This is a genomic window from Terrabacter sp. Ter38 (assembly GCF_024519435.1).
Lineage (GTDB): Bacteria > Actinomycetota > Actinomycetes > Actinomycetales > Dermatophilaceae > Terrabacter.
The window spans coordinates 435288-450328 of sequence record NZ_JALJRZ010000002.1; the positions used below are offsets into that span (position 1 = coordinate 435288).

Here is a 15041-nt window from a genome sequence, read left to right on the forward strand (position 1 = left end):
CCAAGAGGCGTCGTCGGCCATTGTGACGCTCGGTTCGGTAATGCCTTGCTCCTCCATTGCGCGCAAAGTGACGCGGCCTCCGTGGACACCTCGGTCCCCGAGGCGTAAGGCCTGACGGTCCCCGCTCAGCGCCAATGGGGGGGTAGGACTGCAGTCGGGGCAGATCGGCTTGCCCAAGCGTAAAGCTGCGCGAGCGCGGCTATCAGGACAGCGACCCGAGTCAAGCCTGACGGTCAGATGCGGGTGCTGCTGAGCCCGCCGCAGTTCGTGCACTCCATCACGATGTTGGCGACCTGAGAGGCCGACTCGAGGCCCCGCGCGACCACGTGCTCGCAGCTCCCGCAGATCAGGTCGACCCCGCCCTTGCCAACGAACACCGGGCCCGGGGCCTCAACCCGAGCGACCGAGGCACTGCCAAGCGACGGCTCGTCGACCGCGAACAGCTTCACCCTCACGCGCTCTGCCCACCCTCAGTCATCACGACCGCGCCCGTCACAACAGGCGTGACGCAGCCGGTCCCCGGTCCCCGATTCGCACAACCGCTGCCCCGGTCCCGCCGGGGCCTTCCCATGTCCAGAGGAGATCCCCAATGTCCGCGGAGACCACATGGAAGGGCTGCGCCCCCAACGCGCCCGTCATGACGATGTGTACCCACTTGCCGCCGATGCTGAACGAGCTCGCCCGGCTCGTCACCATCCGCACCAGAACGGCCGGTGTGCCCGACTTCTACATTAAAGGCATCGCTGGTTTCGGCTCGTTTCGGGAGAACGCCGCGTCGGCCGCCACCGACACGGGCTCGCACATCGACCTCAACTTCGCCGGGCTCACCGACGCCCAGCGCAAGATCGGCGAGGGCGCCGCCCGCGAGATCGGCTTCCATGCGACATCCGTATGCCGTCCTGGTACTCGTCATGGTTCGGCCGGATCATCCGCGCGACGTGGCGGCCGCACCTGCACATGCTGCCCGTCGGTGACCCGCACCTGTCGGCGCCGGCACTCGCCCAGCTCGCCGAGTGGAAGGCTGGCGAGAATGGTCTCGTCGGGCACGACAAGGACGCCGGCCCGCGCTCGTTCGTCGGGCGCACATGGTCGGCGTACCTCTCGACCCGTGACGGCGTCAACACCGTCACGCAGTCGGTCGTCAACGCCGCGAAGGTCAGGGCGCTGCGGGCCGCCGTGCACCAGAAGGGCGACGGGCTAGTGGGCACCGGGCGCGAGCACGGTGCTGTACCGCCTGGCTTGCGGCGATGTGACGCTGCAAGCGGCCCGACGGCGGAGACAGTTGAAACGAAACAGAGGATGCGCGGACATCGCGTCACTGATGGGCGAACTGTGGAGACCGCATACCGGATCCGTGGTGACCGTCTGACTGGTGAGCGGTCCGGAGAACGATTCTTCGTCTTCGCGGCTGATCTCGCTCGGAGCGGCGCGGCGAAGCGGACGCGGCGGAGTGCGCAGCTTCCCCGGGTCGGGGCTGAAGTCGGAGGCTTGACGGGTCGACCCCGCCCTTGGACAGGGCCCGGAACCGCGGGTCAAGAGCCTTGACCCGCGGTTCCTTCGGTCCTGTAGGTGTTCCCAGGGGCGCCCCGTCACGGACGGCGGGCACCCGAGGGCGGCGACCGGATCGTCTACGGGATGCGTACCGGTGCCACGTAGATGTCCTGGTCGTTCGCGATGGGTGCGTTCGGCGCCGAACCGGTGCAGACGGTCGGAGGCGTCGTCGGGGTCCCTGTGCCGGGGCAGAGGAACTCGTCGACGGTCCGGGTGTCAGCCCATAGCGGGTATGCCGTGCTGCGCGTCACGGCGACGCCCGCGTAGTCGCCGATGAACACCCCTCCGAACTGGGTCGGTGGGGGCATGGACGACGAGGTCACCCGTCGGTGCGCGAAGCCGACCCGGTCGTGGGATGCGGACAACGTGATGTCCGAGTAGCCGGTGGAGTTGTCGGAACCGTACGAGCGGTCGTAGTAGCTCGCGACGAGAACCCCACGAGGGGTGAATGCCGCACCCTGCCAGAACTGGTCGGTTCTGCTCTGCCGCCTGGCGTCGGTGACGACCGGCAGCAGGCGCGGGTCGATGGACCCCCCGGAGAAGTGGGCTCCACGATCCGTGGAGGAGCTGTAGACGATGTCGTTGTTGCACCCGCCGGCTTTGACGCCGATGTAGGTGTTGATGCCGTCGGCGGCGAATCCGTCAGGGGTGCAGCCTCGGGACTCGTTCGAGCTGCGGTTGATGTACGAGCCGAAGGTCACGACGACCCGGTGGGAGTCGGTCGGGTCCACGCCGCCGATCGGGTAGTTGCTCGCCCGGAAGATCGAGTTGTGGCTCGCGCCCTTCTCGACGACGCAGGACCTGCCTGGGTCCGAACCGGCGCCCTGGTAGGTGTCGCAGTCGGGCAGCTCGTAGTAGTCGGACACCTTCACGGGCGCCGTGAAGCTCGCGCCACCGTCCGTCGACCTGGCCAGCAGCACCTGATTGCGGTTGTCGGCACCGGTCACGACGTTGTTGAAGTTGTTGTAGACGACGTACAGGGTGCCGTCAGGTCCGGTGAACGGCTGCGAGTCCTGGTTCTCGTTGCAGTTGCCACGAGGGGTGGGAATCCCGAAGGTGTTGCCGCAATGGCTGCTGTTGCTGCTGACGAGCACCGGAGCCGAGAACGACTCGCCGTAGTCCTTGGAGTAGGCCTCGTAGATATAGCCGGTGCCGTCTGCGGCGAACGTGGTCCACGTGACATACACCCTGTCGGCGAACCGGCTTCTCGCGTGGTTGTCCACGGTCAGAAGCTGCTTGTCCAGGAGGAAGTCTCCGGCGCCGGCGGTGTCGTCGTGCGTCGCCACGGATCGGCCGGTGAAGTTGAACGATGCGCCTCCGGTGCCCGTTGAGCGGAAGACGTAGAAGGCACTCGACTGGTCCGGGTTGGGCGACACCGCGATGCCCCGGTTGAACGCCTGGCAGGACAAGTACACGTTGCCCTTGGTGTCCCACGCGACACTGGTGTCTCCGCCCGCCTGCCAGTACTCCCTGGCACTGCCGACGAAGTCTCCGCGGACGAAGCCGTTGGGTGTCGTGCTGTCAGCCCAGGTGCGTCCGGCGTTGTTGGAGTAGGAGACTCCGCAGGTTCCGTCCCCCCGGCGGTAGTCGTTGTAGCTGGCGACGATCCGGGACGAGTCGTTGGGGTCCACGGCGATCCAGGTCTCGTTCTGGGCCTGGCCGCGCCCGGACAGATCGGCGTCGGTGAGGTTCAGGCAGTTGGCGTTGACCTTGAGGTTCGAGCCGCGCGTGGCCTTGCATCCGTTCGGTCCCGGCTGCTGGGGCACTCTCGGGGTGCTGCGCACGGGCGCGGCGCCGCGGAGTCGAGCCGTGTTGCTCACGTCGAGCTCGGAGGACAGCAGGCCAGACACATGCCTCTTCTGGACGGAGTTGAGACTCTGGAATCCAAAGGGTTGGGCGGAGCTGACGGTCGGCCCCAAGGTCAGCAGCGAACCTGCCGCCACGGCCACGGCACCAACTGTCGCTAGCCATCGGTTCTTGTTCATGGCGTACCTCTGATCGGTGGGAAAGAGGAATCGCCGGCGCGCCAGAACGCTTTGTTGACCCCCCTTCCCCGCCACGGGCACGGTCATCTCGGCCGGTCGAGAGCAGTTCGTCGGCACCGATCCATGGCGCCCGGCCATCTCGGAGGCTACCCCCATCGGCTGCCGCGGATCGGCCGATCAGGCACATCCATCAGACTCGGGTGACGCGGTCGGCAGGCTCGGGTCGCCGCGCTGGACCACGTTCAGTGTCTGTCCCGGCGCTGTGTACGTCAGGGTCGGGTGAGACGGGTCGGTGATTTCCTTCCCTCCCGGGAGAGTGAGCGGGATGCCGTCGTCCGTCATGCGGCGCAAGGGCATGGCCGCTCCGCGGCGGAATGACTGTGAGGATCGCCAACGCAGCCTGAAGGTGCTGGGCTGTGGTTGGTGACCGCGAGTGTGACCCCCGGAGTGACTGGCCTCGTGCCTTGGTGCGACCTGTCCGCTCGTGGTCGCCGGCCCCGGCCCGGTTGGGAGGAGCTGGCCTGATCAGGAGCTCGACCATCTGGCGTTAGAGGCGCTTCCAGTACCAGCCAGCCACCCGCGAATACGTTGCCCGCCGGACGGCCGAAGGCAAGACCGGCCGAGAGATCAAACGCTGCCTAGCCCGCTACGTCGCCCGAGACCTCTACCGCCTACTCGAAAACACACCACGACAGGGGCTTGCGGGCTCCGGCGACAAAACCTCGACGATAGGTTGAGGGCGCGACTCATTAAGACGACCGTGGCCGCGATCCGTCAGAGGAAGCCGGGAGTCACGAGGCCTGACTCGTAGGCGGTGACGATGAGCTGCGCGCGGTCACGCGCCCCGAGCTTGGTCAGCAGCCTGCTGACGTGGGTCTTCGCCGTGGCGGGCGCCACGAAGAGTGCTGCAGCTATCTCGTGGTTCGCCATCCCGCGAGCCACGAGGGTGAGCACCTCCACCTCGCGCTCGGTGAGGACGTCGAGCGATCCGGGCTGCGGCCGCACGGTGTGGGACTCCGCAGGGGTGGTCCGGATGAACTGCTCGATCAGCTGTCGGGTGGCGGTGGCGCCGAGCAGGGCGTCGCCGCGGGCGATGATCCGGATTCCCTCGAGCAGTTCGGCTGGAGGGGTGTCTTTGACCAGGAAGCCACTGGCACCAGCCCGCAGGGCAGCGAAGACGTACTCGTCCAGGTCGAACGTCGTCAGCACGAGCACCTTGGTCGGGCTGTCGAGGGCGGCGATGGCGCGGGTCGCGGTCAGGCCGTCCATGACGGGCATCCGGATGTCCATCAGCACGACGTCGGGCGCGAGCGACCGCACAAGGTCGACGGCCTCGGCGCCATCGCCGGCCTGGCCGACCACCTCGAGGTCCGGGGCGGAGTTGACAAGGACGACGAAGGCGCCGCGCACGAGCGCCTGGTCGTCGGTCACGACGACGCGCACCGGCGACGTCACGACGTCTCCGCACCGGTGGGCAGGCACGCCTTCACGCGGAAGCCGCCGCCCGCCCGCGGGCCGGCCTCGAGCGTCCCGCCGTAGAGCATCAGCCGCTCCCTCATGCCCACCAGACCGTGACCGCCGCCTTCCTCGGAAGCGGCCGCCGTTCGGTCCCCGGCGAGCCGCGCGTCGGGGGGCCGGCCGTCGTCGGTGACCTCGATCGACACCTGCCCGTCCTCCACACCCACGCGCACGTGCGCGACGGGCCCGCCGTGCTTGAGGACATTCGTCAGCGACTCCTGCACCACGCGGTATGCCGTGAGCTCGACGCGCGCCGGCACCGCCAGCACCTCGCGTGCCGCTGGTGCCTGGAGCGTGACCCCGAGACCGGACCGACGCATCTCGAGGGCCAGCGCGCGGAGGTCTTCGATGCCGGGCGCCGGGCGCACGTCCGCGGTCTCGCCGTCATCGCGCAGCACCCCAAGCATCAGGCGCATCTCGACGAGCGCCTGGTGGCTCGTCACCTCGATGGCGCTCAGCGCGGACCGGGCACTGTCGGGATCGGTGTCGATGACGTGTGAGCCGACGCCCGCCTGCACCGCGATGACGGACATCGCATGGGCGACCACGTCGTGCAGCTCGCGGGCGATCCGCAGTCGCTCCGCTGCAACAGCGGCGCGCTCACGCTCGGTGCGCTCCCGCTCGACCAGCTGTGCCCGCTCCTCCAAGGAGGCCCAGCGCTGACGCCGCTGCCGGAGGCTGATGCCCCCCAGCATGGCCACGCTCGCGGCGAGCAGGGTGCTGACCCAGTCGTTGACGACCGCCACTCCCGGGGGCTGAAGCGCGAGGGCAACGGCCAGTGCGGCCACCGTCGTCCCGTAGGTGACCACCGCTTGCCGGCGGGTGCCGTGCAGGGCGACGCCAAAGACCAGGACGAAGAGGCACACGCCCGGATACGGCGCTACGTGCAGCACCGACCAGGTGAGCAGAGCCGCCAGAGCCGTGACGGTGGCGGCCATCGGATGCTGCCGGTGGACGGCATACGGCGCGGTCAGACCCAACGCGATGACCCACGCAACTCCGCTGGCGGGGCGCTGGCCGGGGTGGACGTTGCCCGGGAACGACAACGCCAGCAGGCCCAGCAGCGCGACGGCGACCACGGCGTCGAAGACCCGCGGGTCAAACCGCGGCCTGGGCCGGGCAAAGGGGGCCATGGCTCAAGGGTAGGCGGGCCGAACGCCGCGGGGATCGGCTCCGAGGTGTACTCCCGCAGATGTATGTCGTGACGCCGGGGCAGCTCGGATCGTCCGGGAGCAGCACGGCCAGGTTCACTCCACCGGCCGACGACGACTACCCGAGCCGCGGCGGATGGTGGAACCACGCCCCGCAGAACGGGCACCACGACAAGGAGCGCACCATGGCAACACTGTCCTTCCACCAGCTCACGAAGCGCTACGGCGACGTGCTGGCTCTCGACGGCTTCACCGCCGTGGCCATGCCCGGTCGGATCACGGCGTTCGTCGGCCCCAACGGCGCCGGCAAGAGCACGAGCATGCGGATCCTGCTCGGCCTCGCCGAGCCGACCAGCGGGACGGCGACGATCGACGGCTTGCCGTATCGCGACCTGCCCTACCCCACCCGGGTCGTCGGTGCCGTGCTCGACCAGGGCTTCCACCCGAACCGCAGCGCCCTTAACCACGTGCGCATCGCCGCTCGCCAGGCTGGCATGTCGCCAGACCGTGCAGCGGAGGTGCTCGGCCACTTCGGGCTGGCCGCCGCCGCACGGCGTCGTGTCGGGGGCTACTCCCTCGGGATGCGCCAACGGCTCGCCTTGGCCTCGGCAGTCGTCGCCGGTCCGTCGGTGCTCGTCCTCGACGAGCCCCTCAACGGACTGGACCCCGACGGCATACGCGGCATGCGCCAGTACCTGCGGTCCTTCGCGGACCAAGGCGGCACGGTCCTGCTCTCCAGCCACCTGCTCAGCGAGGTGGAGGCAGTCGCCGACGACCTGATCGTCATCAACGGCGGCAAACTCGCCGCCGCCGGGCCCTTGGCCGACCTCGTCGGGGATGCCGACCTGGAGTCGGTCTTCCATGCCGTCACCCACTCCACCGACCCCCGCCACAACCACCCCACAGACATCCAAGGAGCCTGGTCATGAACCACCTCATCTCCCTCGAACTGCACAAGCTCCGCACCACGCCGGCCGCGTGGATCAGCCTGGCCGTCACCGTCGTCCTCGGGGGGCTGTCGGTCGCCTCCAACGCCCTCGTGCCCAACCCCGGGGGCCCGGCCTTCGGGTCGACCGCTCACGTCAGCCACACGCTGTCGGTCGCCGCACTGACCTCGATGGTGATGCTCGCCATGGGCGTGGTCATCATCGCGGGGGAGTACCGCAGCCGCACCATCATCTCCACCTACCTGGCCACGCCACGGCGCGGCAGGGTGCTCGTCGCGAAGCTCGTCACGGCCACCGGTCTCGGTGCGGTCGTCGGCGCTGTGACCTTCGGTCTCGCCTGGGTCGAGGCGGTCGTGATCTACGGTGCACGCGGCGTGCACACCCTCCCAATAGACCTCGTGCAGCTGTGGGTCGGTACCACCGTGGCGACCGCACTCTTCGGGCTGCTCGGCGTCGCCCTCGGTGCCCTGACCCGCAACACGGTCGCCGCGATCCTCGGCGGCATCGGCTGGACGATGATCATCGAAATCGGCATCCTCGCGTCCCTCGCGCCGGAGGTCGCCAAGTGGCTGCCCGCTGGGGCGGCGGTCGCCCTGACCACGGTCGGCGCTGCCGGCACTGCGATGCTGAGCCCTTGGGTGGCTGCCGCCGTCCTCGCCGGGTGGGCGATCGCCCTTTCAGGTGTCGCAGCGCGGTTCACCCTCAGCCGGGAAGCGCACTGAACAGGGCGACGCATCCATGGCGGCACGCCCGAAAGGGCAGGCCCAGCATCGGGCCGAGACGGCCGGGACTCTCATCGTCCCGGCCGTCTCGTCGTCGTCGCCGCGCCCGGATCTGACGGATCCGGGAATCCCACCGGCGAACGGCCGGGACGCTCGCTCGCCTCGGCCAGCAGTATCAAGTCGTTGGGTCCTCGTCGTTCGCCGCGACCACATGGGTCGGCGACGTTCGACCGATGCCCCCGCTCGACCGACCACACGTAAGCCGGTCCCCCCGGCTTCCGCTGCCCAGCCACGACTACACGTCTTCGCGAGCCAGCTCCACGCGATACCTCCTCACCGAGCACCACTCTGACGGTTGACTGGCGGTTCTGACGGTCGACTGGCGGCGAAATGACGCGGATGGTGCAGCCGCTTGCGTCGAGTGCACTCGGTGCTCGGCGGCGAACAGTGCCTCGCGAAAGTCATCTGTGCTGAGGTCGCCGCTGTTGTCGGTGGCGATTCAGAAGATGCCCCCGCCTCCTCCGGCGCCCCAGGGAATGAAGTGGAAGGATGTGTCCTCGCCCGAGCTTCGGTCTGGATGTACCGAGGCGTCGAAGTGGTTGCGACCGCAGAGAACGCAGACCCGTTCGCGCATCCCAGCGACGGTGGTGGGCTGCCAGCGGTGCCGGCCGATAGTGCATCTCAAGCTCTTTTTCGTGTTCATGAGTTGAGAGTGCGCCGGGGGCTCGGGGATGTCTGTGCGCTGCGCGACATGCAGAGCTAATCCCGGACTCGTGCCATGGGAGATGTGCCTGACAGGCGGCGAAGAGACGCGGTGGGTGTCCAGATCATCCTGAGCCACCTCCTGCAGGTAGGGGAGGGTGCGGGTGCCGTCCAAGCGGCGTGTTCGGCGCAGCCGTTTCGACTGGCAGCGAGTAGACATGGTGGTTAGAGCAGCGGCCGGTAGCCGGTCCAGGCTGTCCCGACTTGCAAGGACGCCCCTAACGACGTGCCTCGGCCGGGATACATGAGCAGCTTGCCGCTCGTGGTTTGCACCGCGAACAGGTCGGGGTGACCATCGCGGTCGTAGTCGCCGATACCGGTGAGGTCTCGCATGCCGTTCCAGCCGCGGCCGATCCGGCTCTTTGCGGCGAAGCCGCCGCTTCGACCCGGGTAGAGCCACAGCTCCCCGGTTGCGTCCTGGCGGGCGAGCAGGTCCGGGTCTCCGTCCCGTTGAAGTCGCCGACTCCAGCCAGCTCGCTCATGTTGTTCCAGCCGAAGCCGAGCAACTGCCTTGCGCCGAACGACGTTCCCCGTCCGGGGTAGAGATATAGGGCTCCGGTCGAGGTTTGGACGGCCAAAAGGTCGGGGTATCCATCGCCGCTGAGGTCCCCTACGGGAGTGACCTCCCGCATGGCGTTCCACCCCGAAGCTCCGATCCTGACTCGTGACATGAACCCGTGGCCGGTCCCTCTGTAGAGCCAGAGAACTCCCGTCTTGTTTTGAGCGATGACGTCCTCGTGGCCGTCCCGGTCGAAGTCACCAAGGCGAGTTATGGTACTCATCGAGTTCCAACCGGTGCCGACCTCGGTCCTAGCGGTGAAGCCGACGCCGTTACCGGGGTAGAGCCAGAGCGAACCGGTCGAGGTCTGCCGAGCGATCACGTCCGACCACCCGCCACCGTTGAAGTCACCGAAACGCGTCTGCGGTACGGCAGTGAGCTGGTCGCGCACGAACACGTCGACCCCCGTGAAGCTTTGCGGGTCCGGGTTGTTGGTGTCTCCTGCCACCAAGTTGTTAGCCAGGGAGACGAACGCGACGTAGCGGCCGTCGGCGCTGATCGCGGGTTCGGCGCTGGTGCCCGAGTCGACGTTGGCTTGGCTGCCGGCGGTGGAGACGTTTGCTCGAGTTGTTGCGCCGGTGGTCTGGTCGTGGACGAAGACGTCCGAAGCCTGGTTGGTGTCACCGGCCACCAGGTTGGTCGAGGACGACTCGAAGGTGACGTAGCGACCGTCCCGGCTGACCTTTGGTGAGGAGCAGGTGTTGTTGGCCTGCATACCCGTGGTGTTCACGCTGCTGCGGACCGTCTCCCCGGTGATCCGGTCATGGAGGAAGACGTCGAGTGCGTGGTTTGTGTCTCCGCGCACGAGATTGGTGGCATAGGACGCGAATGCGATGTGCCGACCATCCGCGCTGATCGCGGGCGCCATGCTGAGGTCGTTGCCTTGAGCGCCCCCGGTAGCGACGCTGATCCGCGTCGTGTCACCGGAAACCTGGTCGTGCAGGAAGACATCCAGCTGTCCGTTGGTGTCTCCTGCCACCAGGTTGGTCGCCGTCGACATGAAGCTGATGTAGCGGCCGTCCTCGCTGATGGTTGGCCGATAGCTTTCGCGATCGGCCTGATCTCCGCCCGTGGCAACGCTGACCCGCTTCGTGGTGCCGGTGTGCCGGTCATGGACGAACACGTCGGTGCTGTCGTTCGTGTCGCCAGGGACCACGTCGGTCGTCGCAGAACTGAAGGCGACGTAGCGGCCGTCCCCGCTGATCACTCCTTCGCGCGATTCGAAGTAGGCCGGTGTCCCTGCCGTGGAGACACTCACCAGCGTCGTGGTCCCCGCCTTGCGGTCCCGGACGAAAACGCCCGCGGACCCCGCGCCTGGATCACCAACCTCTTCGAAGACGATGTACCGGCCGTCCGAGCTGATCGACGTCACGAAACTGCCGATATCGAGTTGAACTCCCGTGTTGGTGACGCTGACGCGGCTTGTGGCGCCGGTCAGTCGGTCCCGGACGAAGACGTCGGGCCAATCGTTGGTGTCCTTGGGCACGAGGTTACTGGCACTCGAGGTGAAGGCGACGAACCTACCGTTAGCGCTGAGTACTGGGCTAGCGCTGGAACTGTTGGCCTGCGCACCTCCAGTGGCGACGCTGACCCGGCTTGTCACACCCATGACCGCCGATGCCGTTAAGGCGGTCGGAGGCGCCGTGGTCGGTGGAGCAAACAAGCCGACCAGCAAGACAAGAGCTCCTAGAGGACGCAGGCTCATGCTCACCAACTCCCGACAGGTCATCCGCGCCGAAGCCTCACCCAGGGCCACCAATCCCCGATGCGACGTCTGCAACGGGAGCCAGCAGGAGGCATGAGCACGTGCATGACCATGATCGCGCTCGAGGAGCCTGTTCGCGGCGATCTCCCCAACATCGCTCAGAGATCCGAAATGAGGTGCCTCCTCATGGGGAGACCTCCGGCCACCGGCACGCGGCGACTCCGCGCCTTGTCATCCGCGAGGTCTGTACCTCCCGCCAGCAAATGACCCATGCCTGCTCAGGGAGGGCGGCCGCCGTGGACCCAGCACACGGCGCTGCAGAGGTCTTGCGGCGCACCCTCCGCCGCGACCAAACATGCCCTGCTCGCGGCGATGTGACGCAGCTCAGACCTGCTCTCGGCGCTCCTCGGCCATGGTTTGGGTCGCTTGAGGGCGGGCAGGCGAATCTGGGTGTGGGTCGTCGCTCGTAGGCTTCCGCGAGCCGATATCGGTGCCGGGCAGATGATTCCCGCCTATAACAGGGGTAGGGATGCACTCGGTCGACGGAGGTGTGGACTCGTGTCTGTGGTGAGCGTGCTCTCCAGCGCCAAGACGATTCTGTCTCTGGCCCAGGCAGCTGGCCTTGCTCGCTCATCGACAGACCAGGCCTTGAAGAACCTCGAGACCCGGTTGCGGGGACTGGTCGAAGCTCCTCTTCATGAAGGCTTGAACCGCGTTAAGTGGGCGGCCCAAAGCAAGGAACCGCGCAGGTCCGAGTTGTTGCGCGAGGCGCGGTCAAAGTTGCTTGACGCGGTAGCACGTCCTGACATGCCGCCTCGCGCTGCAGCGGTCGCATGCGTTGCCGGCGCGGCGGTCGCTCGTGAGCTAGGCGATGAGGACGATGCGCGCACGTGGATGGCCAACGCTGTCGCCGCGTACGACCGTTGTGTCGCTACCGCTTATCAGGGTATGAACCGCACGGCACTGGTTGGCGATCGGCTGCAGCAGCCAGCGCTGGCGTGGCACCGGTCATTCCTGGTTTGGTGTGGCGCTAAGGGCTCATTCGCCAAGGCGGTGCTAGTTGGTTCCTCGTTGCAGTTCGGGAAAGATCAAAGTGAGCTCGCCGCGTTAACGAGAGAAGTGTCGGATGCTCACGCGTTCGCCCGTGAGCTAGGCGTGAACGCGGACGGGCACTCCTGCTCCGTCCGCGTCGTCCACTTCCGGGGGGTGGTAGTCAAGGCAAAGGTCATGACGCATGGGCTAGGAGCGGATCAATGCGACGCCTGAGCGCCGGCGCACTCCTGAAGACGCCGGGCCGCGGAAGCGTGGCGAACGTCTACCTTGCGAGCGCGATAAACAAAGCAGCGCGGCCTAAGCGCGAGCGCCAGCCCGCGGCGGTGTGGCGCACTCACTGAGCTCTCCGAGTCAGGGGGATCAGTGCGTCGGCGTAGCCATGGCGTCACCCATGGCGCGAGGTCCGATGCCACATCGCACGCCGCCGATAGCGGGCGCAGTACGCCATCGCGGCGGTACGGTCGGGGCTGTCACTTCCGAATTTCCGGACGGGAATCCTATGGCCGAGCACTCGTGGAACGAAGCACGACTCATCCCCACTTCCGGCATCAACGGGGCCGAGGAGCAGGAGCGCCGGGCGACGTCAGCTTTGCTCGCCGTAATGACCGCGGTTAGGGAGTATGGCCGCGCGCTGGTCCGACCGCTGGGCGCTCCTGCCGGGGCGATCGAGTGCTTTATCGAGGTGCCGTTCGTCTTGGGGGAAAGGAAGCTGTACCCAGATGGGCTCATCCGCGTCTCCCGCGGGGTGAAGTCTTGGACGGCTCTTGTGGAGGTCAAGACGGGCAGTAACGAGCTGGCCGCTGAACAACTGGAGAACTACCTCGATATCGCGCGCGACCAAGGCTTTGATTCCGTCCTCACCATCTCGAACGAGATCCCGGCCGTGGCCGGCCAACACCCGACCAAGATCGACAAACGCAAGCTGCGCAAGGTCAACCTGCACCACCTGTCCTGGTCCCAGGTCCTGGCCGAGGCGGTTATGCAGAAGGAGTTCAGGGGTGTGGCAGACCCCGACCAGGCGTGGATTCTCGGTGAGCTCATCCGCTACCTCGAGCACTCAAGGTCCGGAGCGCTGGAGTTCGACGATATGGGTGAGTCATGGACGTCCGTGCGCGACGCGGTTGCCGCGGGAACGCTTCGAGCCACAGACAAAGGCATCGCAACGGTCGTGGCCCGCTACGACGCCTTGCTGCGGTTCGCGAGCCTGAGTCTCGGGCGACGCCTGGGGACCGAAGTGGTCCCAGTCCTCACCCGTAAGGAGCTCGCCGAACCGGCTCTACGCGCGCAGTCCCTGACCCAACAGCTGTGCGCCACCGGTCAGATGTCTGGGGCTATTCGGATCCCGGACACCGTGGGGCAGCTGGTCGTCACAGCTGACCTTCGCTCCGGACGCGTCTCCTGCCACGTCGATCTAGACGCCCCCCGCGACGACCGTGCCACGACACGGGTGAACTGGCTGGTGCGCCAGCTGAAGAACGCGCCCGACAGTGCGCGCGTGGAGTGCTTCACAGCGCACTCGCGCGGGTCCAGCGCCGCCGAGCTGCTCCGTACCGTGCGGGAGACCCCGGGCGTGCTTATCACCGACCCGGCGAAGGAGGTCCGCGCGTTCCGGGTTGCAACCTCGTCGACGGTGGGCACGAAACGTGGCCGGGGTCGCGGCGCGTTTATTGATTCCGTGCTCACTGCGATCGACTCGTTTTACGCCGAGTTCCTCGGCGACCTCAAGGCGTGGTCAGCGGCACCCCCGAAGATGCGCCAGGTCTCCCCTACTGAGTCGGCGGAGATTGAGCCGACGCGCCCCGCGTCGCTCGCCTCGACGGACTTCTCGTCGCAGGACGGAACCGGCGACGGCCGCGCCGGAGTCCTTGGGGTTCCTTCACCGGCGGGGCGCGACGAGAAGGCCCACAGCGACTCGGATAAGGGCACAGACCTCAGCCGGGACGGTCTGCCGCGCCAGAGTTAGCACACGGGCGCTGATGCCGGCACACGAAGGGCAGCATTTCGTAGCCGTGCAGACCAATCTCGACGCTTCCTTACCGATCCGCGGCGGAAGCGACCCCACCGGCCCCGACGCACGCCGAAGTTCCGCATCGACGCGTTGATGATGCCCGCCCCAGTCGGCCTCCTGCGGGTGCGCCAAGGCGGTTCAGACGCCGGCGACGTAGGCGGTCAGGAAGTGGACGCCGTGTCGGTCGAGGTTGCCGCGGGCGCGGTCGTAGTGCTCGGTGGTGCGCGGATCGGCGTGCCGGGCCAGGATCTGCGCGTCCCGGAGAGGGACGCCGGCGTCGAGCGCGTTGGTGATGGCGGCGTGCCGTAGCGAGTGGGGGCTGATGTGCCGCGGGATGCCGGCGGTCTTCGCGATCCGGGCGACCATTCGGTAGACGTCGCGTCGGTCGATCGGGTTGCCTGAGACCGGTCGCAGCACCAGCGGCCCGGACGTTCGTTGGCCGCGGCAGGCCTCGAGCGCTCGAAGCACGGGGACGGTGACCGGCATGGTCGCGGGCTTGTTGCCTTTGCCGACTAGGTGCAGGACGCGGTGTCCGCGGAGGGTATCGGCGTAGTCCTCGATGCGCACCGCGGCGGCTTCTGAGGCGCGGAGGGCGTTGATGCCGAGCAGGTAGGCCAGGGCGCCGTGGTGGACGGTGATGGTCGGGGCGACTTGGAGGAAACGGTCAGTTCGAGCCGGTCCAGTCCTTGGGTGCGGGACTCGTCGCGGTGGATCTTGGGTAGCCGCGCGTACACGGCTGGGTCGGCATTGATGAGCCCGTCGATGTGGGCGAAGCGGAAGTAGCCGCGGATGGCGTGCATCATCGTGACGATGGACGAATCCATCAGGCCCCGCTCGCCGAGGTGACGGATGTAGAGCTCGATGTGTGCTCGCTGGATCCCGAGGAGCGGGTCGAGCCCGCTGATCTCGCACCACGCGAACCACTCCCGCAGCTGGAACGCGTAGAGGGAGTGGGTGCTCCCGGCGTAGCGCGCCAGGAAGGACACGGCGGCGAGTTGGGCCCTGGACATGGTCGCGGGCTGGACGGTAGAAGGGTGGACGGGCCGGACATGAAGTCACCTCGCGCGGCGATGCTTCACT

10 protein-coding genes and 1 pseudogene are annotated in these 15041 nt (G+C 67.5%); 3 read left to right on the forward strand and 8 right to left on the reverse strand.

Features of this window, described 5'->3' with window-relative positions; genetic code table 11:
• Positions 1-233 precede the first annotated feature (233 nt).
• The 4 genes from NR112_RS06895 to NR112_RS06910 all read right to left on the reverse strand — a co-directional run bounded on the left by NR112_RS06895 (position 234) and on the right by NR112_RS06910 (position 6187).
• Positions 234-449: a hypothetical protein gene (locus NR112_RS06895; RefSeq protein WP_256793241.1), complete on the reverse strand. Its 216-nt coding sequence runs from the start codon at positions 447-449 to the stop codon at positions 234-236.
• Between the two features lie 1179 nt (positions 450-1628).
• Positions 1629-3401 carry a hypothetical protein gene (locus tag NR112_RS06900; protein WP_256793242.1) on the reverse strand — a complete coding sequence of 591 codons (1773 nt, stop codon included), beginning with the start codon at positions 3399-3401 and terminating at the stop codon, positions 1629-1631.
• Between the two features lie 909 nt (positions 3402-4310).
• Complete coding sequence (locus NR112_RS22855) at positions 4311-4991, reverse strand: response regulator transcription factor (protein WP_256793243.1); 681 nt, start codon at positions 4989-4991, stop codon at positions 4311-4313.
• Positions 4988-6187 carry a sensor histidine kinase gene (locus NR112_RS06910; RefSeq protein WP_256793244.1) on the reverse strand — a complete coding sequence of 400 codons (1200 nt, stop codon included), beginning with the start codon at positions 6185-6187 and terminating at the stop codon, positions 4988-4990. Before NR112_RS06910 ends, NR112_RS22855 begins: the two co-directional genes overlap by 4 nt.
• 203 nt (positions 6188-6390) lie before the next feature.
• On the opposite strand from NR112_RS06910, the gene NR112_RS06915 reads away from it, so the two are divergent.
• Positions 6391-7134, forward strand: coding sequence for an ABC transporter ATP-binding protein (locus NR112_RS06915; RefSeq protein WP_256793245.1), 744 nt, complete (start codon positions 6391-6393; stop codon positions 7132-7134).
• The gene (locus NR112_RS06920; protein ID WP_256793246.1) at positions 7131-7874 is read left to right on the forward strand and encodes an ABC transporter permease; all 744 of its coding nucleotides are present in this window, start codon (positions 7131-7133) and stop codon (positions 7872-7874) included. Before NR112_RS06915 ends, NR112_RS06920 begins: the two co-directional genes overlap by 4 nt.
• Before the next feature lie 927 nt (positions 7875-8801).
• Here NR112_RS06920 and NR112_RS23175 read toward each other — a convergent pair.
• Positions 8802-9278 carry an FG-GAP repeat domain-containing protein gene (locus NR112_RS23175; protein ID WP_374511804.1) on the reverse strand — a complete coding sequence of 159 codons (477 nt, stop codon included), beginning with the start codon at positions 9276-9278 and terminating at the stop codon, positions 8802-8804.
• Positions 9224-10924, reverse strand: a pseudogene (locus NR112_RS06925) (FG-GAP-like repeat-containing protein); the annotation flags it as partial. The pseudogene NR112_RS06925 and the gene NR112_RS23175, both read right to left, overlap by 55 nt.
• Before the next feature lie 1528 nt (positions 10925-12452).
• On the opposite strand from NR112_RS06925, the gene NR112_RS06930 reads away from it, so the two are divergent.
• Positions 12453-13916 carry a hypothetical protein gene (locus tag NR112_RS06930; RefSeq protein WP_256793248.1) on the forward strand — a complete coding sequence of 488 codons (1464 nt, stop codon included), beginning with the start codon at positions 12453-12455 and terminating at the stop codon, positions 13914-13916.
• Positions 13917-14099: 183 nt separating this feature from the next.
• On the opposite strand, the gene NR112_RS06935 is transcribed toward NR112_RS06930, so the two are convergent.
• Positions 14100-14579, reverse strand: a complete 480-nt coding sequence (locus tag NR112_RS06935) for a tyrosine-type recombinase/integrase (RefSeq protein ID WP_256793340.1) — start codon at positions 14577-14579, stop codon at positions 14100-14102.
• Positions 14474-14971 carry a site-specific integrase gene (locus NR112_RS06940; RefSeq protein ID WP_256793249.1) on the reverse strand — a complete coding sequence of 166 codons (498 nt, stop codon included), beginning with the start codon at positions 14969-14971 and terminating at the stop codon, positions 14474-14476. The genes NR112_RS06935 and NR112_RS06940 overlap by 106 nt, the downstream gene beginning before the upstream one ends.
• Positions 14972-15041 lie beyond the last annotated feature (70 nt).